At 56.6% G+C, this 20,424-nt stretch carries 24 protein-coding genes; 9 read left to right on the top strand and 15 right to left on the bottom strand.

Features of this window, described 5'->3' with window-relative positions; all coding sequences use genetic code 11:
• From PEL8287_RS18680 to PEL8287_RS18670, 3 genes are all read right to left on the bottom strand, one after another.
• Positions 1–166: 2Fe-2S iron-sulfur cluster-binding protein (locus PEL8287_RS18680; protein WP_139837864.1), on the bottom strand; the 166-nt coding region annotated here is incomplete at its 3' end.
• Between the two features lie 30 nt (positions 167–196).
• Entirely contained in the window at positions 197–715 is a 519-nt protein-coding gene (locus tag PEL8287_RS18675; protein ID WP_085893959.1) for an SRPBCC family protein, read from the bottom strand.
• Between the two features lie 162 nt (positions 716–877).
• On the bottom strand, positions 878–1,561 hold the full coding sequence (locus tag PEL8287_RS18670) for an outer membrane protein (protein WP_235862340.1): 684 nt from the start codon (positions 1,559–1,561) through the stop codon (positions 878–880).
• Between the two features lie 220 nt (positions 1,562–1,781).
• Between PEL8287_RS18670 and petA the strand changes: the two genes are divergently transcribed.
• The 4 genes from petA to PEL8287_RS18650 all read left to right on the top strand — a co-directional run bounded on the left by petA (position 1,782) and on the right by PEL8287_RS18650 (position 5,350).
• Complete coding sequence (petA, locus tag PEL8287_RS18665; protein WP_085893958.1) at positions 1,782–2,342, top strand: ubiquinol-cytochrome c reductase iron-sulfur subunit; 561 nt, start codon at positions 1,782–1,784, stop codon at positions 2,340–2,342.
• 11 nt (positions 2,343–2,353) lie between these two features.
• Positions 2,354–3,676, top strand: a complete 1,323-nt coding sequence (gene petB, locus PEL8287_RS18660) for a cytochrome b (protein WP_085893957.1) — start codon at positions 2,354–2,356, stop codon at positions 3,674–3,676.
• Between the two features lie 16 nt (positions 3,677–3,692).
• Positions 3,693–4,484 (top strand): cytochrome c1, encoded by a 792-nt coding sequence (locus PEL8287_RS18655; RefSeq protein WP_085893956.1) that lies wholly within the window; start codon positions 3,693–3,695, stop codon positions 4,482–4,484.
• A gap of 197 nt (positions 4,485–4,681) precedes the next feature.
• Entirely contained in the window at positions 4,682–5,350 is a 669-nt protein-coding gene (locus PEL8287_RS18650) for a cupin domain-containing protein (protein WP_085893955.1), read from the top strand.
• Here PEL8287_RS18650 and PEL8287_RS18645 read toward each other — a convergent pair.
• The 3 genes from PEL8287_RS18645 to mutY form a co-directional block, all read right to left on the bottom strand.
• A complete protein-coding gene (locus tag PEL8287_RS18645; protein WP_085893954.1) occupies positions 5,347–5,775 on the bottom strand; it encodes a globin domain-containing protein in 429 nt (142 codons plus the stop codon). The two genes, PEL8287_RS18650 and PEL8287_RS18645, sit on opposite strands and share 4 nt — an antisense overlap.
• A gap of 68 nt (positions 5,776–5,843) precedes the next feature.
• Entirely contained in the window at positions 5,844–6,983 is a 1,140-nt protein-coding gene (locus tag PEL8287_RS18640) for an alkane 1-monooxygenase (protein ID WP_085893953.1), read from the bottom strand.
• Positions 6,984–7,025: 42 nt separating this feature from the next.
• Positions 7,026–8,090, bottom strand: coding sequence for an A/G-specific adenine glycosylase (mutY, locus tag PEL8287_RS18635; RefSeq protein WP_085893952.1), 1,065 nt, complete (start codon positions 8,088–8,090; stop codon positions 7,026–7,028).
• Positions 8,091–8,170: 80 nt separating this feature from the next.
• On the opposite strand from mutY, the gene PEL8287_RS18630 reads away from it, so the two are divergent.
• Both PEL8287_RS18630 and PEL8287_RS18625 read left to right on the top strand, forming a co-directional pair.
• A complete protein-coding gene (locus PEL8287_RS18630) occupies positions 8,171–8,680 on the top strand; it encodes a DUF721 domain-containing protein (protein ID WP_085893951.1) in 510 nt (169 codons plus the stop codon).
• A gap of 19 nt (positions 8,681–8,699) precedes the next feature.
• Complete coding sequence (locus PEL8287_RS18625; RefSeq protein ID WP_085893950.1) at positions 8,700–9,368, top strand: DsbA family protein; 669 nt, start codon at positions 8,700–8,702, stop codon at positions 9,366–9,368.
• Between the two features lie 67 nt (positions 9,369–9,435).
• Here the strand turns inward: PEL8287_RS18625 and lpxK are convergent, their stop codons facing one another.
• From lpxK to PEL8287_RS18610, 3 genes are read right to left on the bottom strand one after another with little or no spacing between them, the layout of a single operon-like run.
• Positions 9,436–10,443, bottom strand: a complete 1,008-nt coding sequence (gene lpxK, locus PEL8287_RS18620) for a tetraacyldisaccharide 4'-kinase (protein ID WP_085893949.1) — start codon at positions 10,441–10,443, stop codon at positions 9,436–9,438.
• Positions 10,440–11,660 carry a 3-deoxy-D-manno-octulosonic acid transferase gene (locus PEL8287_RS18615; protein ID WP_085893948.1) on the bottom strand — a complete coding sequence of 407 codons (1,221 nt, stop codon included), beginning with the start codon at positions 11,658–11,660 and terminating at the stop codon, positions 10,440–10,442. The genes lpxK and PEL8287_RS18615 overlap by 4 nt, the downstream gene beginning before the upstream one ends.
• A gap of 7 nt (positions 11,661–11,667) precedes the next feature.
• Complete coding sequence (locus PEL8287_RS18610) at positions 11,668–11,910, bottom strand: DUF4170 domain-containing protein (RefSeq protein ID WP_085893947.1); 243 nt, start codon at positions 11,908–11,910, stop codon at positions 11,668–11,670.
• A gap of 187 nt (positions 11,911–12,097) precedes the next feature.
• Between PEL8287_RS18610 and PEL8287_RS18605 the strand changes: the two genes are divergently transcribed.
• The 3 genes from PEL8287_RS18605 (at position 12,098) to PEL8287_RS18595 (ending at position 14,039) form a co-directional block, all read left to right on the top strand.
• Positions 12,098–12,835 (top strand): glutamine amidotransferase, encoded by a 738-nt coding sequence (locus tag PEL8287_RS18605; protein ID WP_085893946.1) that lies wholly within the window; start codon positions 12,098–12,100, stop codon positions 12,833–12,835.
• 147 nt (positions 12,836–12,982) lie between these two features.
• On the top strand, positions 12,983–13,309 hold the full coding sequence (locus PEL8287_RS18600) for a DUF3775 domain-containing protein (protein ID WP_085893945.1): 327 nt from the start codon (positions 12,983–12,985) through the stop codon (positions 13,307–13,309).
• A 136-nt stretch (positions 13,310–13,445) separates the two neighbouring features.
• Entirely contained in the window at positions 13,446–14,039 is a 594-nt protein-coding gene (locus PEL8287_RS18595; RefSeq protein ID WP_085893964.1) for a hypothetical protein, read from the top strand.
• Positions 14,040–14,111: 72 nt separating this feature from the next.
• Here PEL8287_RS18595 and PEL8287_RS18590 read toward each other — a convergent pair whose 3' ends face one another.
• Genes PEL8287_RS18590 through PEL8287_RS18565 form a run of 6 tightly spaced genes read right to left on the bottom strand, consistent with a single transcriptional unit; the run spans position 14,112 to position 20,383 of the window.
• A complete protein-coding gene (locus PEL8287_RS18590; protein WP_176228699.1) occupies positions 14,112–14,852 on the bottom strand; it encodes an ABC transporter ATP-binding protein in 741 nt (246 codons plus the stop codon).
• Between the two features lies 1 nt (position 14,853).
• Positions 14,854–15,708 (bottom strand): ABC transporter ATP-binding protein, encoded by an 855-nt coding sequence (locus PEL8287_RS18585; RefSeq protein WP_085893944.1) that lies wholly within the window; start codon positions 15,706–15,708, stop codon positions 14,854–14,856.
• Positions 15,705–16,622: an ABC transporter permease gene (locus PEL8287_RS18580; RefSeq protein WP_085893943.1), complete on the bottom strand. Its 918-nt coding sequence runs from the start codon at positions 16,620–16,622 to the stop codon at positions 15,705–15,707. The genes PEL8287_RS18585 and PEL8287_RS18580 overlap by 4 nt, the downstream gene beginning before the upstream one ends.
• Positions 16,619–17,677 (bottom strand): ABC transporter permease, encoded by a 1,059-nt coding sequence (locus PEL8287_RS18575; RefSeq protein WP_085893942.1) that lies wholly within the window; start codon positions 17,675–17,677, stop codon positions 16,619–16,621. Before PEL8287_RS18575 ends, PEL8287_RS18580 begins: the two co-directional genes overlap by 4 nt.
• Positions 17,678–19,276 carry an ABC transporter substrate-binding protein gene (locus tag PEL8287_RS18570; RefSeq protein ID WP_085893941.1) on the bottom strand — a complete coding sequence of 533 codons (1,599 nt, stop codon included), beginning with the start codon at positions 19,274–19,276 and terminating at the stop codon, positions 17,678–17,680.
• A gap of 48 nt (positions 19,277–19,324) precedes the next feature.
• Entirely contained in the window at positions 19,325–20,383 is a 1,059-nt protein-coding gene (locus PEL8287_RS18565; protein WP_370737931.1) for a dipeptidase, read from the bottom strand.
• Positions 20,384–20,424 lie beyond the last annotated feature (41 nt).

Genomic DNA, 20,424 nt, shown 5'->3' with positions numbered 1-20,424 from the left:
CACGCCCGTCAACATGCACAACACAGGCCCCGCATTGCGACGTGTCACACCCAACATGCGTCCCCGTCAATCCACAACCCTCACGTAAAAAATCAACCAATAACGTACGCCCTTCAGATTCGGCCGAGCGGGACGTTCCGTTCACGGTCATTGTAATTTTCGTCATTTTTTCTCCCTTTGGAAATCCTGTGTGGTGTCAGCCGCCAAAAGTACGTTTCAACCAGCCCTTTTTCTCGGGTGTGTCGCCCTCTTCATCCTGCGCCGTCTCTTCGGCGGGGCCTTCAACGACCTCCTGAAAGCGCTGGAAAAACTGGTCGGCCATCTTTTTGGCAAACCCGTCGATGATGCGGCTGCCCAATTGGGCCAGTTTGCCACCAACCTTGGCCTCGACGTCGTAGCTGAGTTTTGTGCCTTCGGGGGCGTCTTCCAAGCGCACATCTGCGCCGCCTTTGGCAAAACCGGCAGTGCCTCCCTTGCCCTCGCCGGACAGCGTAAGGCTTTCGCCTTCGACCCTGTCAGACAGGGTCACCGCGCCCTTGAACGTGGCTTTGACAGGGCCGACCTTTTGCACGACTGTCGCTTCGAATCCGTCCTCGGCCGAGCCTGACATCTCCTGGCAACCGGGGACGCATTCTTTCAGAACATCAGCAGACAACAGGGCGGCCCAGACCTCGGAACGGGGGGCTGCGATCACGCGGGAATCAGATAGTTTCATCGTGGGTCTCCTACTTGTTGCGGTCACTCTAGGCGGAACCTGCGCCAATGGCTATTGGACCTTGGGAGTAGTTGTTGCTTTCATTTTCTGTCTCTGAAACAGAAAGGGGCAGGCCCTATGATCAGGACTGCCCCTTTTAGGATAATGCAGGGTCGAAACGCTTCAGAAGCTGTAGCTGATGCCCAGATTGACCGCGTGAGTCACGAGTTCTGTTTTCAGCTTACCCGCCGTTTGGCCAGGATCGGGGTCGATGGTGGCGTCGTTGTCCGACCAGACAACCTGATATTCGCCAAACAGCGCCCATTTGTCGTTAAGGTTGTACTTCATGCCGGCAATGCCGCGAACTGCCGGGCCGGTCGTTTCGTACCCGAAGGTCCGGTCGGTAGCGCCTGTGACCCTGATATCGACGTGGGGAATCGCAACGCCCACGCCAGCGCCGACATAGGGCGTAAACTTGGCGTTGTTGAATACGCCGGGCCAGCGTTTCATGATGTTGGCGGTGATAATGTTGTGCCCGTCCGAAAACTCCAGCCGGTCAACACCGATGGCCGCCCGGTCCGCATCCGAGGCGTACGCCTTGGTGTGCGTACCTTCAATGCCGAAACCCAGATTGCCTTGTGTCCACCAGATTGCCCGGCCACCGTAATAATAGGGATTCTCCAGCGGTTTGCCTTCCCAGTTGACGTTGCGGCTGAAGGACGCGCCGCCCGGCAAATTGCCAGAAGCCGTGCTGTCCTGAACATTCTGAACGCCCATGTAAAGGCTAAGTTCCATTTCCGCAGCGGCAGGGCTGGCAATCAGCGCAATCGCGGCGGCGGTCAGTTTCAGGGATTTCAGCATATTCATGGGCCTTTCCGGGTGGCATCACGTTAAGATTTCCCCATGCTTACACCCGGATTCGACCACTCTCAAGCGCGACACAAGCGCGCCGAGTTCAAAACATCGGCATTGCGCACTGGACTGGCCTTAAAAGCCCCGCTAAACAACGGTCCGGAACGGTTGCGGGAATCTCGCAGCCCGAAACCCGTATGAGCCCGGTCGCGGCTTTGAGAATGGAGTATACCTCGTGTCCCACGCAGAAGATCACGACGGCACCCGCAGAGATTTCCTCTACTACGCCACGGCTGGCGCAGGTGCCGTAGCCACAGGGGCCGCCGTCTGGCCACTGGTTGACCAGATGAACCCGTCCGCAGACGTAAAGGCGCTGTCCTCGATCCGTGTTGATGTATCCGGTGTCGACGTCGGCACCCAACTGACCGTCAAGTGGTTGGGCAAACCGGTATTTATCCGCCGCCGCACGCAGGACGAGATCGACGCTGCCCGCGCCGTCGAAATGAGCGACCTGATTGATACGACCTCGGAAAACCTGAACAAGCCGGATACTGATGCCGCTGACCAGAACCGCTCTTTGGATGAAAGTGGTGAATGGCTGGTGATGATCGGTGTGTGTACCCACCTTGGCTGCGTGCCAATCGGGGACGGTGCTGGCGACTTTGGCGGATGGTTCTGCCCCTGCCATGGGTCGCATTACGACACTTCGGGCCGCATCCGCAAAGGGCCCGCCCCTGAAAACCTGCCGGTTCCGCTGGCCGAATTCGTCGACGATACGACGATCAAACTGGGATAAGGAAGCGCGCAATGTCCGGAATTCCGCACGATCATTACGAACCCAAGACCGGCATCGAAAAGTGGCTGCACTCACGGCTGCCCATCGTTGGTCTTCTATATGACACCATCATGATCCCCACACCCAAGAACCTGAACTGGATGTGGATCTGGGGTATCGTCCTGACCTTTTGTCTGGTGTTGCAAATCGTTACCGGCATCGTGCTGGCGATGCATTACACCCCGCATGTCGATATGGCTTTCGCTTCGATCGAACATATCATGCGCGACGTAAACGGTGGCCACTTCCTGCGCTACCTGCACATGAATGGCGCGTCACTGTTCTTTTTTGCCGTCTATCTGCACATCTTCCGCGGCCTTTATTACGGCTCTTACAAGGCCCCGCGCGAAATTACGTGGATTGTCGGCATGCTGATCTATCTGGCCATGATGGGCACTGCGTTCATGGGCTACGTTCTGCCCTGGGGGCAAATGTCGTTCTGGGGTGCCACGGTGATCACCGGACTTTTCGGAGCGATCCCCTTCATTGGTGAACCGATCCAGACGTGGCTTCTGGGCGGACCGGCGGTGGATAATGCTACGCTGAACCGCTTTTTCTCGCTGCACTACCTGCTGCCCTTCGTGATTGCGGCCCTTGTCGCTGTGCACATCTGGGCGTTCCACACTACCGGCAACAACAACCCGACCGGTGTTGACCCGCGCAAAAGCTCAAAGGCCGAAGCCGAAAAAGACACAGTGCCTTTCTGGCCCTACTTTGTAATCAAGGACCTCTTTGCACTGGCAGTCATCCTGGCCGTTTTCTTTGCCATCGTCGGCTTCATGCCCAACTATCTGGGTCACCCCGACAACTATATCGAAGCAAACCCGCTGTCGACGCCTGCGCACATTGTGCCTGAATGGTACTTCCTGCCGTTCTACGCGATCCTGCGGGCCTTCACATCCGATGTCTGGGTTGTGATGCTGGCAAGCTGGATCACCGGTGGCATCATCAACGCCAAGTTCTTTGGTGTTCTGGCGATGTTCGGTGCGATCGTAGTGATGGCTCTGGTGCCCTGGCTGGATACCTCCAGCGTGCGTTCAGGCCGGTATCGGCCGATGTTCAAGTGGTGGTTTGCGCTGTTGTGCATCGACTTTGTCGTGCTGATGTGGTGTGGCGCCATGCCGGCCGAACCGCCCTATTCGATCATCTCGCTTATCGGCTCGGCCTATTGGTTCGCCTATTTTCTGGTGATCCTGCCGCTGCTGGGTGTGCTCGAAAAGCCAACCGCACAGCCCGAAACCATCGAGGCCGACTTTGCCAGCCACTACGGCAAAGCCGAAACGCCGGCTGAATAAGAAAGGAAACGGGATAATGTTTAAGAAACTCAGCCTATCCGCTGTTACCGCCCTGACCCTTTCAGCCGGGGCAGCACTTGCTGCAGGCGGGGAAAGCCACGTTCATGATGTGGACTTCTCGTTCGAAGGCCCGTTTGGAAAGTTCGACCAGAACCAGCTGCAACGTGGCCTGCAGGTCTATACCGAGGTCTGTTCGGCCTGCCACGGTCTGCGCTATGTGCCGCTGCGCACGTTGGGCGACGAAGGTGGCCCAGCTCTGCCTGAAGATCAGGTTCGCGCCTACGCCGAACAGAACTTCAGTGTGTATGACGCCGAACTGGAAGACGACCGTCCGGCCGCTCCGACCGATCACTTCCCGGCCAATACCGCAGCAGGCGCGCCTGATCTCAGCATGATGGCCAAGGCGCGTGCCGGGTTCCATGGCCCCTATGGGTCGGGTATCAACCAGCTGATCAAAGGTATGGGCGGCCCGGAATATATCGTTTCGATCCTGACCGGCTATACCGGTGAGGAAAAAGAAGAGGCAGGCACCACCTTCTACGAAAACACCGCATTCCCCGGTGGATGGATCGCCATGGGCCCGCCGCTGCTGGGTGAGGATGTCGAGTATGCCGATGGCCACTCGAACGAGCTTCATCACGAATCCGAAGATGTTGCCGCCTTCCTGATGTGGGCCGCCGAGCCCAAGCTGATGGCGCGCAAAAATGCCGGTCTGACCGGGGTGATCTTTCTGACGGTTCTGTCGGTTCTGCTTTATCTGACCAACAAGCGGATCTGGGCGCCGATCAAAGGCAAAAAGACCAGCTGATCCATTAGCGGATTTCTGAAACGTCCAAACCCCGCAGGTTCCGCCTGCGGGGTTTTTCTTTTGCGACAATGGACGTCGGTGCATTCTTTAGGGAATTCAGGTACGAACCTTATAGATCTTACATAATCTTTTTGTGGGCTGGTCTTGAAATCGAAAAAGCTATCTACTAGTTGGTAGGGTAATTCGGAGGAAACAGAATGCGTATTAATGCCGATTTTTCACAACGGGTTGTCGTTCGGCCAGAAGATTACAATTGGGTCAGTTCGCCTGCCATGGGGGTTGAGCGTATGATGTTGGACCGCATCGGTGACGAAGTTGCCCGCGCCACCACGATTGTCAGGTTTGCCCCCGGTTCACAATTCGATGCGCATACTCATGGCGGGGGGGAGGAATTTATGGTTCTGGAAGGGGTATTCTCTGATGAAACAGGTGATTACCCGGCAGGCACGTATGTGCGCAATCCAATCGGCACCACTCACAAACCGCACACAGACGAGGGCTGTACGATTCTGGTAAAGCTGCACCAGTTCGACGAAAGCGATACCGCGCACTTCCATATTGACACCACCAAGGCCCAGTTTCAGCCCGGGCTGGTTGGAGGCTTGTCTGTCTTGCCGCTGCATAGTGCGGTCAATGAAAACGTGGCGCTGGTCCGCTGGGCGCCGGGCACCAGGTTCAACGCCCACCAGCATTGGGGGGGCGAGGAAATCTTTGTTTTAGAGGGCACTTTTCAGGACGAACACGGATCATACCCTGCTGGCACATGGATTCGCAGCCCACATTTATCCCGGCACACGCCATTTTCCGACGAAGGATGCCTGATCTATGTGAAAACAGGGCACTTGCCGATGGAAAATGCCGCTTAACTGGGGGGCTGGGGAATATCACCTTTTGCGATAATGTCCCGTGAAAACTCGGTATAAGCGGTTTCCCACGCTTCCTGCATTTCGGGTGTAAACGCATCACCCAATGTTGCGCTCAGCGTCTCGATCAGGGCTTTGCCCATGGGTTCAAAATCCTGTGCCCTGACCCCCAAGGCCCGATGCGCGCGTCCCAGATCGGCATATCGGTCAGCCATGGCTTTAGTATCGTGCAGGTTGTCAACAATAGCACCTAGGGTCGCCATGAACCGCATGCCCTGACCCGCCAGATCTTCGCGAAACATGGCTTTGAGTTCAGGGGCTTGCCGGAATAGCGAGGTATAGAAATCAATGGATTTAGGGATTGGGTCGTCACGCAATACCGAAAAACTTTCGCGTACCAATTCCAGCTGTCTTTGGGTCAGGGGCATGGTGTTTCCTCCGCTGATTGGACGCGCGCGAAGTTACTATACCACACCTACCAGGCGCTGGCGAACTGTCACCTGGGCTGAGGATTGCGTGCCGTGTTGTAGGGCTGCCAGTTGGTAATTTCCGGATAATACATCTGCCGCCAGCGCCGTACCCTTGGATTCATGACCCGGCGCCATACCGGTGGGATCATCGCGACCATGGTCATGACCGAATAGCCATAGGGCAGTTGCGGTGCATCGGTATTGGTATAGTTCTGCAGTAGCGGAAAGCGCCGGTCAGGCTTGTAATGATGGTCGGAATGGCGCTGCAGATTGATCAGCAACCAGTTTGAAACCTTCTGCGCCGCATTCCAGCTGTGTTGTGGTTTAACGTGCTCGTATTTGCCATCGCCCAGATGCTTACGCGTCAGACCGTAATGCTCGATGTAGTTCACCAGTTCCAATTGCCAGACCGCAATAAACGCCTGCCAGACAAACAGCGCCACGCCAATCCAGCCCCCGATCAAAGCGGCCAGCACCAGCATGAAACCCTGCAAAGCCCAATAGCGGAAAAAGGGGTTTCCAAGGCTTGCCCAAGGCTTGTCTTTGCGCGCCAGCATGTCTTTTTCTGCTTTGAAAGCGGATTTCAGACAGCCGGTCAACACACGGGGAAAGAACCGGTAAAAGCCTTCGTTGTAGCGGGCCGTTACCGGATCGCGCGGGGTGCAGACATGGCGGTGATGCACCAGAAGATGTTCTGATCGGAAGTGCGAATACAGCACCATCGCCAGCAGCACATCACCCAGAAATCTTTCGCCACGGTCTTTTTGATGCATCAGTTCATGGCTATAATTGATGCCCACCGTCCCGGTAATCACGCCAACGCCAAAGAACAGCACGATCTTTTCCAGCGGCGCCAAGTGGCTGTCGCCCGGGCCTGTGACATACCAGATCATCCAGAAAAGCAGGGAAAACTGAAGCGGTGCCCAGATCAACGTGATGGCTTTGTACCAGGTCAGCTGATCTTCACGGGTTTCCAGATCGGCGTTTTCAAGGTTAAGGCCCAGCAAGGCATCGAGAATCGAAAAAAGATACCACGTGACAATGGGCAGCAGCACGACAGTCCATCCCCCATAAAGTGCTCCGATCAGGGCGATGGGGACCAGCAGCAGCGACATCCAGAACGGAAGGGCATTTTGAAACTTGGCGACCTGACTGGAGGGGATCATAACTGGCTCCGACTATGGAAGGGGTGCTTTTCGTGGCAGAGTTTAAGGCATATTCTTTAGCGCGCCATGGGCAAGATCATAAACTTTGCGCATGACGGTGGGTAATTCGGATGGTCTGAACTGCGGTTTAGGCAGGAATTCACCTGTCAGTGGCTGCGCGTCGGTATTCACAAGGGCGATTGTGATCTGAAGGCGCAGGTGGAAATGCGTAAACGTGTGCCGTACCTCTTCTGCCAGCAAGGTCCATTCGGCTTTGATCGGCGGGGAAGGAGAGGGGGCCTCGCTCCAGTCGCTACCAGGCCAGCCCAGCATGCCGCCCAACAGGCCTTTGTCGGGACGACGTTCCAGCAAAAAAGCACCATCGTCGCGCAAAACCACATAGGCAATACCAAGCCGCGTGGGCTTGGGGCTCTTCGGCGTTTTCCGGGGCAGTTCACTAGCGGTACCACGGGCACGTGCCTTGCAGGCTTTCATCCAGGGGCAAATTCCGCAGGCGGGGGATTTTGGTGTGCAGATAGTCGCCCCCAGATCCATCACGGCCTGCGCATAGTCGCCGGGTCGCTTTTTTGGGGTCAGTTTCGCAGCTGCCTGCGTCAACGCGGGTTTGGCGGCAGGCAGGGGCGTGTGGATATCATGGATACGCGCCATCACCCGTTCGACATTGCCATCGACAACCACTTCGGACCGGTCAAAAGCGATGGCGGCAATGGCGGCAGCTGTATAAGGGCCGATGCCCGGCAGGTTCTGCAAAGCCTCTCGGGTATCGGGAAAAGCCCCATTGTAGTCGCCGGCCACCACGCGCGCGCATTTCAGCAAATTCCTTGCGCGGGCATAATATCCCAATCCGGCCCATTCCCCCATGACCTGACTATCTTCGGCAGCGGCCAGATCGCCGACGGTAGGCCATAGTGTGGTGAACCTTTCAAAATAAGATTTCACACTGGCCACGGTCGTTTGCTGTAACATTACTTCGGACAGCCAGACACGGTATGGATCAGGCGGGGTGCCTGCTACGTTCACGGCCGCCGGACTGATGCGCCACGGCAATACACGTGCATGGGCATCGTACCAGTGCAGCAGGTCGGCAGCGTTGGCGGTGTCACACATTCTTTATCCGTCGGTCGGGTTTGGGGCTGGTATGCTTTGTCACATGCCCTAAATTAGGGTGTGAGTACAGGAGTCCAACCATGGCTGCCCCCAAATCCCCGACCCGGGGGTTCAAACGCACCTCGACACTGCTGCAAAAGCGTATCCGCGGCGCTTCTGAAAGCCGTGGTTTCGCCCAGTCCCGTCTGCTGACCCATTGGGCCGAAATTGTCGGTGAAGACATCGCCGCAATTGCGCACCCGGTCAATGTCGCTTACGGTCGACAGGGGCTTGGGGCAACTCTGACAGTGCTGACAACAGGGGCTCAGGCCCCGATGCTGGAAATGCAAAAGGAAAAGCTGCGCGACAAAGTGAACGCAGTATATGGGTATAACGCCATATCGCGCTTGCGCATCACCCAGACAGCACCGACGGGTTTTGCCGAGGGTCAGGCAAGTTTTGCGCATCACGCACCCCCTGAAACCAAACCTCTTCCTGAACCAGAGACCCTGAAAAAGGCCGCAAAACTGGTGGCACCTGTGGGCGATACTTCCCTGCGCGAAGCACTGGAAACTCTGGGGCGGAATGTACTATCAAAGTCGAAACGCTGAAATTACGAAAGTGACCCTTATGAAGCGAATGATTATTGCCGGTGTCTCAAGCCTTGCCTTTGCAGCAGGAGCCTTTTTTTGGATGGGTAGCGGGCCATCAACCCCTCCTGCCCTGCCTTTTGGGGCCGCAAGTGCGCAAGAGGCTGCAGAGGTTGATACCTCAAGTATTGTCGAAATGTCGCTTGGCCAGAAAGACTCCAAGGTTTCCATCGTGGAATACGCGTCGTTCACCTGTCCGCATTGTGCGAATTTCCACAAAGGTCCTTTCAAGAAACTGAAGGCCGAGTATCTGGATAATGACAAGGTGCACTTCACCTATCGCGATGTCTATTTCGACCGCTTCGGCTTGTGGGCGTCCATGGTGGCGCGCTGTGATGGCGAAAAGCGCTTTTTTGGCATCTCCGACATGATTTACACTCAGCAAAAAGAATGGATCGGCAACGGTGACCCGGTTGAGATTTCTAAAAATCTGCGCAAGATCGGCAAGATCGCCGGTCTTGGCGAAGACCAGTTGGAGGCGTGCCTGAGTGACACGGACAAAGCCAAGGCGCTGGTTGCGTGGTATCAACAGAATGCCGCCAGGGATGATGTGACGTCGACGCCGACATTGATCATCAACGGCAAGAAATATTCAAATATGAGCTATGCCGACCTGAAGGTTATCATCGACGAAAAGCTCGCTGAATAACCATAAAAGCGTCTGGGGCGAGGTCGGTTACTTCGCCCCAACCTCAAAGCTTTGGCTTATCTTTTATTTACAGACCTATACGTGACAATGCCGCGTCCAGAGGCGCCCAATCCTCGATTTTCAGCCGGACGGGCAGGGTAACAACCTTGCGCTTGAAGTCGGGCGGCAGGCGAACCGCATCTTTTTCCGTTGTTACCAGTTGAGCGCCCAATTGATCGGCCTCACGCTCGAGTCGCGCCATAAGAGAGTCGGTCAGGGGCTGATGGTCGTCCAGAGCTTCGCAGCGGGCCAAAGTGGCCCCCATGCCGCGCAGGGTGGCAAAAAACTTACCTGGATGGCCGATCCCAGCAAAGGCCAGAAAGGGGGCGCCTGTCCAGTCCATGCCTGTTTCCAAAGGCTCCAGATGCCCTTTCAGATGGGGAATGGAAATTTTTTCACCCCATGCCTTAGCAAAGCTGTCTTGCGCACTGTCGGGGCCTATTGACAGCAGAAGGTCGGCGCGCGCTAACCCTTCATGCACCGGTTCACGCAAAGGACCGGCCGGTATACAGCGGCCATTGCCAAAGCCCTTGACAGCATCCACCACGACGATCGACAGGTCTTTGACAAGTTCCGGATTTTGAAATCCGTCATCCATTACAATTACAGAAATCCCGTCGTCGTCCTCTTGCTCGGCGGCGATATGGCGCGCGCCTTCAGCACGGTCGCGGGCGATCCAGGTATCAGTGAAGGCGGCGCATAGCAAAGGTTCGTCACCGACCTGGGCAGCCGTATGTCGACGAGGGTTGACCTCGACCGGTCCTTCCAGCGTGCCACCATGGCCCCGTGACAAAACACAAGGTTCTTCGCCTTTTTCCAAAAGGTGGGTCACCAGCGCAATTACGGTCGGCGTTTTTCCTGTTCCGCCGGCGTTAAGGTTGCCAACACAAATGACTGGCATTGCCGCCTTGAAGCCCTGCCCATTTGCCAGCCGCCGTCTGGTCGCCCGGGCATAAATCGCGCCAAGTGGCGCCAAAAGGCGCGCGATGATCGAGGGTTTGCCGGGCGGCGTAAACCAGAAACCGGGTGCTTTCATGATCGCGCCACCGTCACATCCAATGTGTCCTGCACTGTATCAAGTATACGGTCTGTCACTGCTGCACCCTGGGATGCGACATCCCACGCCGCATGCGCCATCAGCGCTGACTGATCGGGTGCGATCAGACGTCGAACAGCTGCGGCAAGCGTCTCGGTATCCCGAACGATCCGGGCCGCCCCGGCCTCGGCATAGCGGGAATAGCTGGACAGGTACTGCTTAATGTTGGGGCCATAAAGAATGGCCGATCCATGTGCTGCGGGCTCGTTGGGATCACAGCCCGACTGGCCCGGACATAAAGAACTGGCCATAAAAGTTATCGGCGCAAGCCTGTACCACAGGCCCATTTCCCCGCGTGTGTCGGCAAGTAATACTTGTGTAGACTCATCTGGTATTTGCCCTTCGGACCAGATGACGTAACGCCAACCTTCCAGATCCAGTTGCTCCTGCATTTCTTGGCTTTGGTTGATATCATTCGGGACGATCACCAGCAGCGTCCGGTGTGCCAGCTTGCTGACGTCACGGTGAGCGGTAAGAACGACCTCAAGCTCGTTCAACTGTAGCATTGCCGCCAACCATATGGGGCGCCCGCGCAGAATTTCGGCAAGTTCTTCGCGATCAGATTCAGTATAGGGAAGTGCCATCGCCCCTCCCAGAAACGGACCTGTAACCAAGATATCGTCGTCGCGGATGCCCAGCCGTCGCAGGTAGCGCGCGGTATTTTCTGTCCGGACCATGATCGCCGTGAATAGTCTTAACACTGAACGCGGCAGATCCGGAAACCAACGCCAGCCCGGTCGGTCAAGCAGCGTTTCTTCGGCGTCGATCAGATACAAGGGAACGCCGCGCTGATCCGCTTGAATCAAAAAGGCCGGCTGCAGATCGCCACCCGTCCAGAGGCAGACGTCGGGTGACCAGTGGCCAAGGAAAACTTCGGCTGAATCGACTGTGTCATCGGGCAGAGGTTGCCAGATAACGGCATCGGATGTTCTGGACGGACTTGAAACATCCCCCTTTGTCGTCAACAACATCTGCACGCCGGGGCGTTGCTGAACCAGGCGTTCGGTGAGTTGCACCAGGGCGTCGGCACGTATCGAATCCACCGCATGCGCCCAGATCAGCTCACCCTTCGGGCGCGGTATGTCCGGTATATTTTGTGGCTGCGAACTGCGGCGCGCATATGCCAGGTAAGCAGCTAGACTAAGCGAGCGACTCATTGCTTGCCTACCCCAGTTCCTCTGTCGAAGAGGTTTCGCTTTCTTCGTCGCGCAACTTGTGCAGATGGGCAATGAAATAGCGCATGTGTGCGTTGTCGACGGTGCGATGGGCCTCGGCCTTCCAGGCGTTGTAAGCCGTTTCGTAGTTCGGAAAAATGCCGACGATATGCAGATCGCTGACATCCTTGAAAACATTTTTGGATGGATCGACCAGTTCGCCGCCAAAAACCAGATGCAGGCGTTGGGTCATGTCAGTATCCTTGCCAGAAATTTGCAGATGCGCGCAAGGTATTCGATTGCGGCGCAGGGTCAAGCGAATGGATGAAAATCGGACTTTTAACCACGCCGTAGCTAGCACGTCGGGCGGATCCGTTTTGCCTTGGCTTGACGATCTGGGCTGAAACCGGCATGCGTTTCTGAAAAACTGAAAGCAAAAAATGCTCAAACCCTTTCTGATCCTGCAGCTGCGCCCCGAAACCGAGGCTGCCGATGACGAATATGCCGCGATCCTGCGCAAAGGTGGGATGACCGCTGATCAGACACAACGTATTCGGCTTGACCAAACCGACCTGCCTGCGAACTTGCAGCTGAAAGAGCTTGCCGGTGTGATTGTTGGTGGCGGGCCCGGCTGCGTCAGTGATGCGCCACACGACAAAACCCCCGTCGAGGCGCGAATCGAGGCACAGGTGCTGGCTTTGATGCCCCAAATCACCGCAATCGATTTCCCTTTCCTTGGTTGCTGTTACGGCATTGGCATTCTTGGCAAGCACCTCAACGGTGACATCAGCAAGGCCGCCTTTGCTGAACCAGTTGGAACATCGGATTGCGAAGTGACACCTCAGGGTGCTGACGATCCATTGCTGAATGGTGTACCCGAAAGATTTACGGCTTTTGTCGGACACAAGGAAGCGATGCAGTCCTTACCCGATGATTGCACTCATCTGGTCAGTTCCCCCACCTGTCCCTTCCAGATGGTTCGCTACAAAAAGAATGTCTATGCCACGCAATTCCATCCCGAGGCTGACGCCGCAGGGTTTGAGACCCGGATCAATATATACAAACATCGAGGTTATTTCCCGCCTGAAACAGCCAGTGACCTGATTGCGATGTGCCGCGCGGCAGATGTGCGCGCGCCCGAACTGATCTTGCGAAACTTTGTGCAGCGCTACGGTTGATAGGTCAGAAGCAATCTCTGCGGCCAGGTGCGCAAAAATCCGATAATGCCAAGTCCGGCCTATTTCCGCCTTATTGAGTGAGATCAAGGACGCGGACCGCGCAACAGGTTCAATCCTGTGGTACCGTAGCGCTGACAGGAGAGAACAATGTTAGACATCAGCACATATAAAGTGGCGCAGGTCATCCTGATGGCCCGTGAACTGGATCGCGCCGAATCCGAGCTTCGGGCGTTTATTGACCGGTTGACCGAAGAGGAACAGGTTAGTCTTGTGGCGCTTATGTGGATTGGTCGTGAAAGTTTCACTGCCGATGAACTGGAAGAAGCCAAGGCAACCGCCCGCGAAGAGGCAACAACGCCAACAGCGGACTACCTGCTGGGAAGCCCGCATCTGTCGGACCACCTAGAAAATGGCCTGGATGAACTGGGCCTGTCCGCCATCGATGACGAAGATGATCTGGTGCGGGGGGGATAGGCTTCACCATCAGGGTCTGTTGGCCAGGGTCCATTGTAAATTCTGCGGCTTAGCATTGCATTTGCGGTTTCTCGACAGCCGTGATGGTACCCATTAATATGAAGGCAAGAGCGTTTGAATGCGGTCGGGGATCACTATGATCAAAAGGAAAATAGCGTATCTGTTTTCACTTCTGGTGATGCTGACCGCTGTCAGCGGTTTGGCAGCGGCGCAGCAACCTGTGGACCCGCGACAAATCAATCGCCTGACCCAGGAAATCCGTGCGCTTGGCCCCAAGGTTGACCCGAATGAAGCACAGCGTGCGGCGCGCATTGCTTATGAGTATACCGCGCAGCTGGCGCAAGAGTATCAGATCACCGATCCACCGATTGTCCACAATACCAAAGTCAATTTTGGGTTGAAGCCGCGCGGTCTGTGCTGGCACTGGGCGCATGATATCGAGGCACGGTTGATGAAAGAGAATTTTCAGACGCTTGACCTTCACCGGGCGGTGGCCACTCCTAGCAGCCCGTTCCGGCTTGAACACAGCACTGCAATCGTAAGCCTGCGGGGGGATACGATATTTCAGGGGATCGTGCTGGACCCTTGGCGAAAGGGTGGTGAGTTGACTTGGGTGCGGACTGGTTCAGACCGGCGATACACTTGGCGCCCGCGCGACGAGGTCTTGCTGGAAAAACGTCAGCAGAAACAATCGCTTGGGCATCCGCGCGCCCATGTTCGAGTTGATTGAGATCGCCAAAGGCTTGCCAACGGGCGGGGGCATTGACCCCAGGTCGATCCCGATGGGATGGTACAGATTGGCCTAACCCGCGACAGATGCTGCCAACAGCGCCTTTGAATAGGGGTGCTCGGCTTTCATCTGGCGCAGTTTTTCAACATCCATAACCTCAACAATTTCGCCGTCTTTCATAACCGCAAGCCGTTCGCACATATGGCCAATCACCGGCAGATCGTGCGAGACCATCAGATAGGTCAGCCCATGTTCCTCGCGGAGGTCGGCCAGCAGGTTAAGTATTTCGGCCTGCACCGACACATCCAGTGCGGATGTCGGTTCGTCCAGCAGCAGCAGCTTCGGCTCGCCAGCCAGCGCCCGGGCAATCGCCACACGTTGCCGCTGCCCGCCGGACAACTGGTGCGGATAACGAAACCTGAACCGCGCGCCAAGGCCTACATCCTCCAAAAGCTGCACCACGCGCTCATCGATATCGCGAAACCCGTGCAAGTGCAGCGTTTCGCTCAGAACCTGATCGACCGAATGGCGCGGGTGAAGTGAGGCATAGGGATCCTGAAATACCATCTGGACGGATTTGTAGAATGTTCTGTCGCGGCGTCTGCCCAACTCTTGGCCATCTACCGCAATCCTGCCAGACCAGGTTGGCGCCAGTCCGGTGATCGCCTTGAGGATCGTCGACTTGCCGGAACCGCTTTCGCCTACCAACCCAAAGCTTTCGCCGTCAGCCACCGAAAAACTGGCGCCGCGTACCGCATCGACCCTGTCGCGACCGATCCCGAACCAGACATTCAGGTTTTCAATTTCCAGCATCTCAGACAGCCCCCGACACGCTATCGGCCTTGGCCCAGTTGTCATCACGCTGCAGAACCTCCAACCGTTTGCGCGGCGCATCCAGACGTGGAAGAGAATTCAGCAGTCCGCGCGTATAAGGGTGCTGCGCCTGATGAAGTTTGTCGGCATCGCACACCTCAACGATCCGTCCGGAATACATGATCAGTACCCGGTCACAGAACTCGGACACCAGATTGAGGTCATGACTGATGAAAATCAGCCCCATACCGCGCTCTTTTACCAGCGCGTCCATGATATCCAGCACCTGCCGCTGCACCGAGACATCCAGCGCTGATGTGGGTTCATCCGCGATCAGAATTTCCGGGTCCGGGATCAGCATCATTGCAATCATGATCCGTTGGCCCATGCCGCCCGACATTTCGTGCGGGTAGGCGCGCATCACACGCTCGGCGTCACGGATCGACACCGCATTGAGCATCTCAATCGATTTGGCCCGCGCCTGTGCTTTGGATGTGTTGTTGTGCAGCAGGTAGGCTTCCATGATCTGATCGCCGATGGTCATCACGGGATTGAGCGAAAACTTGGGGTCCTGCATGACCATCGAAATGCGTTGGCCGCGCACTTTGCGCATCTCGACCTCTGTCAGTTTCATGAGATCTGTTTCATGAAGACGAATATGATTTGCTTCGACAATGCCGGGTTTGCGGATCAGCCGCAGGATCGCCCGCCCGGTCATCGACTTGCCCGATCCGCTTTCGCCGACGATACCCAGCCGTTCTTTGCCAAGGGTGAACGAGACACCGCGCACGGCCTCGAAAATGCCTTGCCGGGTGGGGAATTTGACCCACAGGTTTTCGACATCCAACAGTGTCATTGTGTGCCTCCGTCCTTGGGGTCGAGCACATCGCGCAGCCCGTCGCCCAGCAGGTTGAAGGCAAGTGAGACAGTAAAGATTGCCAGCCCCGGAACGGTAGCAACCCACCAGTGATCCAGAATAAACCGCCGCCCTTCGGAAATCATCGCGCCCCATTCGGGGCTGGGCGGCTGTGCCCCAAGGCCCAGGAAACCCAGGCCGGCTGCAGCCAGAATGATCCCGGCCATATCCAGCGTGACCCGAACGATCAGCGAAGAGATACATAGCGGCCAGACATGTTTGGTGATGATCCGCAGCGGCCCGGCACCTTGCAGGCGGATGGCGCTGATGTAATCAGAAGAGCGGATGGTCAGCGTTTCGGCCCGCGCAATCCGGGCATAGGGCGGCCAAGCCGTCAACGAGATGGCCAGCACCGCGTTTTCAATTCCGGCGCCAAGGGCGGCGACAAATGCCAGAGCCAGTACCAGCCGCGGAAAGGCCAGAAAGATATCAGTGATCCGCATCAGGACAAGATCGACCCAGCCACCGACATATCCGGCAATTGTGCCCACCAGCAGCCCGGCAATTGGCGCAATCATCGCAACCAGCAGCACGATATAAAGCGTGATGCGACTGCCATAGATTAACCGGCTCAGGATGTCGCGGCCCAGACTGTCGGTGCCTAAAAAGTTTCCGTCGCTGCCAAGCGGCTGCAACCGGTTACCCAAGTCCTGGGCAAAGGCGTCATGCGGGGCCAGAAAGGGTGCAAAAACCGCAGTCAGCCCCAACAGCACCAGAATGGCCAGTCCGAACATGGCCATCGTGTTGGACCGGAGTGCCAGCCAGCCCTTGTAAAAGCTAGACAGCCGCGCATGCCGCCGTGAAGTGGGCGTATCGGTTAAAAGCCAGGCACGCAGGGTTTCAGTCTCGCTCATTTCGACCTCGGATCGAAGACCTTGTAAAGAAGGTCCGAGAAAATATTCAGAAGGATAAAGATCAGCCCGACCACCACCGTACCACCCAGTACCGCGTTCATATCGGCCGACAGCAGCGCTGTTGTGATGTAGCTGCCGATGCCCGGCCAGCTGAAGATTATCTCGGTCAGCACCGATCCTTCCAGCAGGTTGGCATAGCTCAGGGCGATCACGGTGATCAGCTGCACCCGGATGTTGCGAAACGCATGCCGCCAGATCACGGCGCGTTCCGACATGCCTTTGACACGGGCGGTGGTGATATACTCGGCGCTCAACTGCTCCAGCATGAAGGACCGGGTCATGCGGCTGATATAGGCCAGCGAATAATATCCCAGCAATGAGGCGGGCAATACGATATGGCTGAACGCGTTGCGGAATACCTCCCAGTTTCCGTCCAGCGCCGAATCCAGAAGGATCATACCGGTGCGCTGCGGCACGATATCGACATAGAAAATATCCAACCGCCCGGGTCCGCCAACCCAGCCAAGGATGCCGTAGAACACCAATAGGCCCATAAGGCCCAGCCAGAAGATTGGCATGGAATAGCCAACCAGCGCCACGACACGAGCGATCTGGTCAATCCATGACCCGCGGCGCACGGCGGCAATCACGCCCAGTGGCACCCCCAGAACGATCCCGGCAAAGACGCCTAATGTGGCCAGTTCCAGCGTCGCGGGAAAGACCCTTGCAATGTCTTCGGAGACGGGCCGCGCATTCAGCAGCGACATGCCGAAATCGCCATGAATGACATCCCAGAGATAATAGAAGAACTGCACGATCAGCGGCTTGTCCAGCCCAAGCTGTTCGTACACCTCCTGATAGGTGGACTGGCTGGCGCGCTCGCCGACAATTGCCAGCACCGGGTCGATCGGCATGACCCGCCCGATCACGAAAGTGACGAATAACAGCCCCAGCATCGTGACCGCAATTGATCCCACGGTCATCAGCGTCGTCTTTAACCAAGGTGCAAGAGGCGCCCGGCGGCGCCCCTCACGATTTTCTTCGGTCAATGCCATTTACTTGGTGACTTGCCAGTAGGAGGCCGACGTGATGGCCTGTCCGGTCGAAAAGTTCGTCACGTTGTCGCGCATGGCCGACTGTTCGATCTGCTGGAACATGATCACAAAAGGCGAGGTTTCACGGAACTTTGCCTGAATGTCCTTGTACATCTGTATACGGGCATCACGGTCGTTTTCAGTTACAGCCGCGTCCACCAGCGGCGTCAGCCCATCCGTGTCCCAGGCATTGCGCCAGGCCAGAAGGCCGGTCGCCTGTGCCGCGTCGGAGTTGTCTGGGTTATAGGCAAATGTACCCGCATTGGTTTGCGGATCCGGATAGTCCGGCCCCCAGGCACCCAGATAAACGTCCAGTTCACGCGACCGGTAGCGCGCTAGAATCTGCTTGGCTGTACCTACGGTGATGTTCATCTTGATTCCGACCTGCGCCAGCGAGTTCTGCAGCGATTGGGCAATCTCGATCCGCTCTTGCGCTTCGCGCACGCCAACTTCGATTTCCAGGCCATCAACACCGGCAGCGGCCAGCAGCTCTTTGGCCTTGGCAACGTCATAGGTAAACGGCGCTTCATTCGAGGCCCCCAGATAGGTCTTCGGCAGGAAGTTCTGATGGATCGTATACTGACCTTTCAGAAAGCTGTTCTGCATTCCTTCATAGTCGACCAGATATTTGAATGCCTGGCGGACTTCGGGTTTGGAAAGGATCGGATGTTTCTGGTTCAGCGAGGCATACATCAGACGGCCTTTCAACTCGTCAATTACCTTGATGCCTTCTGCACTGCTGGCCCCGGCAACGTCTTCGGGGTTCAGGTTGCGGGCGATGTCGATATCACCACGTTCCAGCAGCAAACGCTGGCTGGCGCTTTCCTGTACATGGCGCACGATCACGCGCTCCATCGCCGGGGCGCCGCGATAGTAACCGGGGTTGGATTGCAGGGTCACGCTGTCATTGGGTTTCCAGCTGACCAGTTTGTAGGCGCCCGACCCGGCGGTGTTGGTTTTCAGCCAGGTGTTGCCCATGTCGCCATCGACCTCGTTGGCCATGACCGTTTTCATGTCAACGATCCCGCCGATAGTGGCGGTCAGACAGTTCAGCACGAACGACGTCGCATAAGGTTGGTCTGTGACGATTGTTACAGTGTTGCCATCGGCGACGATGGTCTGCTCGACGTTTTCGGCGCTAAATCCGAACTGCGTCAGGATGAACGACGGTGTTTTGTTCAAGATCACCGCCCGCCGCAGCGAATATTCCACATCAGCGGCAGTCACCGGGTTGCCCGAATGGAATGTCAGCCCGTCGCGAATGGTAAAGGTGATGGTCTTGCCGTCATCGCTGACGTCCCAGCTTTCAGCCACTTCCGGCTGATATCCGGCGTCCAGATCGTTGGGGTCAAAATTGACCAGTTTCTGATAGACGTTACGGCTGACATCCGAGCCGGCGAATTCGAAACTTTCGGCCGGGTCCAGCGTGGTGATATCGTCAATCCGGTTGGCAATCACCAGCATGTTCGCAGGCGTTTCCGCAAACCCGGCAGGCGCGGACGTCACCGCCACTGCCAGCCCGATGGCGGCACTTGTCAATAATCGGTTAAAAGCATTCATTTGTATTACCTCTCCTGTTGGTTACGAATTTGATTGCGCACCGGGGCCTTAAGACACCCATGTTTTTTCAAGTACGCGCAACCAGTTTGCGTGGCAAAGCTTGGTGATCAACGCATTGTCATATCCATGCTCTGTCATTGCCTGTCTCAAGTTCGAAAGATCCGCGACTGTGGTCAGGTCCTGTGGCACCACGGCACCGTCATAGTCCGAGCCCAGCCCAACGCGATCTTCGCCTAATTTTTCGATCAGGTAATCCAGATGGCGTAACATTTGGCTAATCGGGACATCGGCCAGCATCTTGCCATCTTCTCGCAGAAAAGCCACCGCAAAATTCAGACCAACCATTCCGTCACTTTCACGGATCGCATCCAATTGAGGGTCCGTCAGATTGCGGGAATGGTTGCAGATCGCATAGGCGTTGGAGTGGGTGGCAACCAGCGGTTTCGTCGAATGGCGCGCCACGTCCCAGAATCCCGCTTCGTTCAGGTGCGACAGGTCCAGCATTATCCCCAGCTCATCGCAGCGCTTCACCAGCCGCAAGCCATGATCGGTTAAACCCTCGCCAATATCGGGCGTCGACGGAAATCGGAAGGGAACCCCGTTGCCAAACACCGTGCTGCGGCTCCAGACCGGGCCAAGTGACCTGAGGCCCGCCTGATAAAGCACATCCAGAGTGTGCAACTCGGGGTCAATCGCCTCGGCCCCTTCGATATGGAAGATCGCTGCAATCTTGCTCTCGGCCATGGCTGCGCGAATGTCGGCCACGCTGCGGCAAACGTTCAAAGCGCCGCGTCGTTCCAGATCAAACAGGATTGCAGCCTCGGACATCACCACCGGCAGCGCATCTTCCCAATCAATCGGTTCTGGCAGCGGCAGGTCATAGCTGGCCTTGGTCATTTCATCGAATTTGGCGTTCAAATCGGTGGGCGAAGGGACGTAAACCGCAAAGAATCCGCCGCCAAAGCCGCCCCTGCGCGCCTTTTTCAGATCCAGCGCGCCGTCGCGCCCGTCGATAAAGGATTGTGCCGCGGTCAAACCGCCGGCGCGGAAGATCTTTAGCAATACATCGTTGTGCCCGTCGAAAATAATCGGCTCGCTGTTTGCCACGTCAGTCATCCACCCCAAATGTTGGCACACGCTATCAGCCC

The organism is Roseovarius litorisediminis, from assembly GCF_900172295.1.
GTDB classification, from domain to species: Bacteria; Pseudomonadota; Alphaproteobacteria; order Rhodobacterales; family Rhodobacteraceae; genus Roseovarius; species Roseovarius litorisediminis.
The sequence above is the reverse complement of the archived record's forward strand: the minus strand, read 5'-3'. Positions and strand labels throughout refer to the sequence as shown.

Bases quoted from the DNA above. Each gene is read 5' to 3' on its own strand.
- PEL8287_RS18675 (WP_085893959.1), bottom strand. From the start codon at position 715: ATGAAACTATCTGATTCCCGCGTGATCGCAGCCCCCCGTTCCGAGGTC.
- PEL8287_RS18670 (WP_235862340.1), bottom strand. From the start codon at position 1,561: ATGAATATGCTGAAATCCCTGAAACTGACCGCCGCCGCGATTGCGCTG.
- petB (WP_085893957.1), top strand. From the start codon at position 2,354: ATGTCCGGAATTCCGCACGATCATTACGAACCCAAGACCGGCATCGAA.
- PEL8287_RS18655 (WP_085893956.1), top strand. From the start codon at position 3,693: ATGTTTAAGAAACTCAGCCTATCCGCTGTTACCGCCCTGACCCTTTCA.
- PEL8287_RS18650 (WP_085893955.1), top strand. From the start codon at position 4,682: ATGCGTATTAATGCCGATTTTTCACAACGGGTTGTCGTTCGGCCAGAA.
- PEL8287_RS18645 (WP_085893954.1), bottom strand. From the start codon at position 5,775: ATGCCCCTGACCCAAAGACAGCTGGAATTGGTACGCGAAAGTTTTTCG.
- PEL8287_RS18640 (WP_085893953.1), bottom strand. From the start codon at position 6,983: ATGATCCCCTCCAGTCAGGTCGCCAAGTTTCAAAATGCCCTTCCGTTC.
- mutY (WP_085893952.1), bottom strand. From the start codon at position 8,090: ATGTGTGACACCGCCAACGCTGCCGACCTGCTGCACTGGTACGATGCC.
- PEL8287_RS18630 (WP_085893951.1), top strand. From the start codon at position 8,171: ATGGCTGCCCCCAAATCCCCGACCCGGGGGTTCAAACGCACCTCGACA.
- PEL8287_RS18625 (WP_085893950.1), top strand. From the start codon at position 8,700: ATGAAGCGAATGATTATTGCCGGTGTCTCAAGCCTTGCCTTTGCAGCA.
- lpxK (WP_085893949.1), bottom strand. From the start codon at position 10,443: ATGAAAGCACCCGGTTTCTGGTTTACGCCGCCCGGCAAACCCTCGATC.
- PEL8287_RS18615 (WP_085893948.1), bottom strand. From the start codon at position 11,660: ATGAGTCGCTCGCTTAGTCTAGCTGCTTACCTGGCATATGCGCGCCGC.
- PEL8287_RS18610 (WP_085893947.1), bottom strand. From the start codon at position 11,910: ATGACCCAACGCCTGCATCTGGTTTTTGGCGGCGAACTGGTCGATCCA.
- PEL8287_RS18605 (WP_085893946.1), top strand. From the start codon at position 12,098: ATGCTCAAACCCTTTCTGATCCTGCAGCTGCGCCCCGAAACCGAGGCT.
- PEL8287_RS18600 (WP_085893945.1), top strand. From the start codon at position 12,983: ATGTTAGACATCAGCACATATAAAGTGGCGCAGGTCATCCTGATGGCC.
- PEL8287_RS18595 (WP_085893964.1), top strand. From the start codon at position 13,446: ATGATCAAAAGGAAAATAGCGTATCTGTTTTCACTTCTGGTGATGCTG.
- PEL8287_RS18590 (WP_176228699.1), bottom strand. From the start codon at position 14,852: ATGCTGGAAATTGAAAACCTGAATGTCTGGTTCGGGATCGGTCGCGAC.
- PEL8287_RS18585 (WP_085893944.1), bottom strand. From the start codon at position 15,708: ATGACACTGTTGGATGTCGAAAACCTGTGGGTCAAATTCCCCACCCGG.
- PEL8287_RS18580 (WP_085893943.1), bottom strand. From the start codon at position 16,622: ATGAGCGAGACTGAAACCCTGCGTGCCTGGCTTTTAACCGATACGCCC.
- PEL8287_RS18575 (WP_085893942.1), bottom strand. From the start codon at position 17,677: ATGGCATTGACCGAAGAAAATCGTGAGGGGCGCCGCCGGGCGCCTCTT.
- PEL8287_RS18570 (WP_085893941.1), bottom strand. From the start codon at position 19,276: ATGAATGCTTTTAACCGATTATTGACAAGTGCCGCCATCGGGCTGGCA.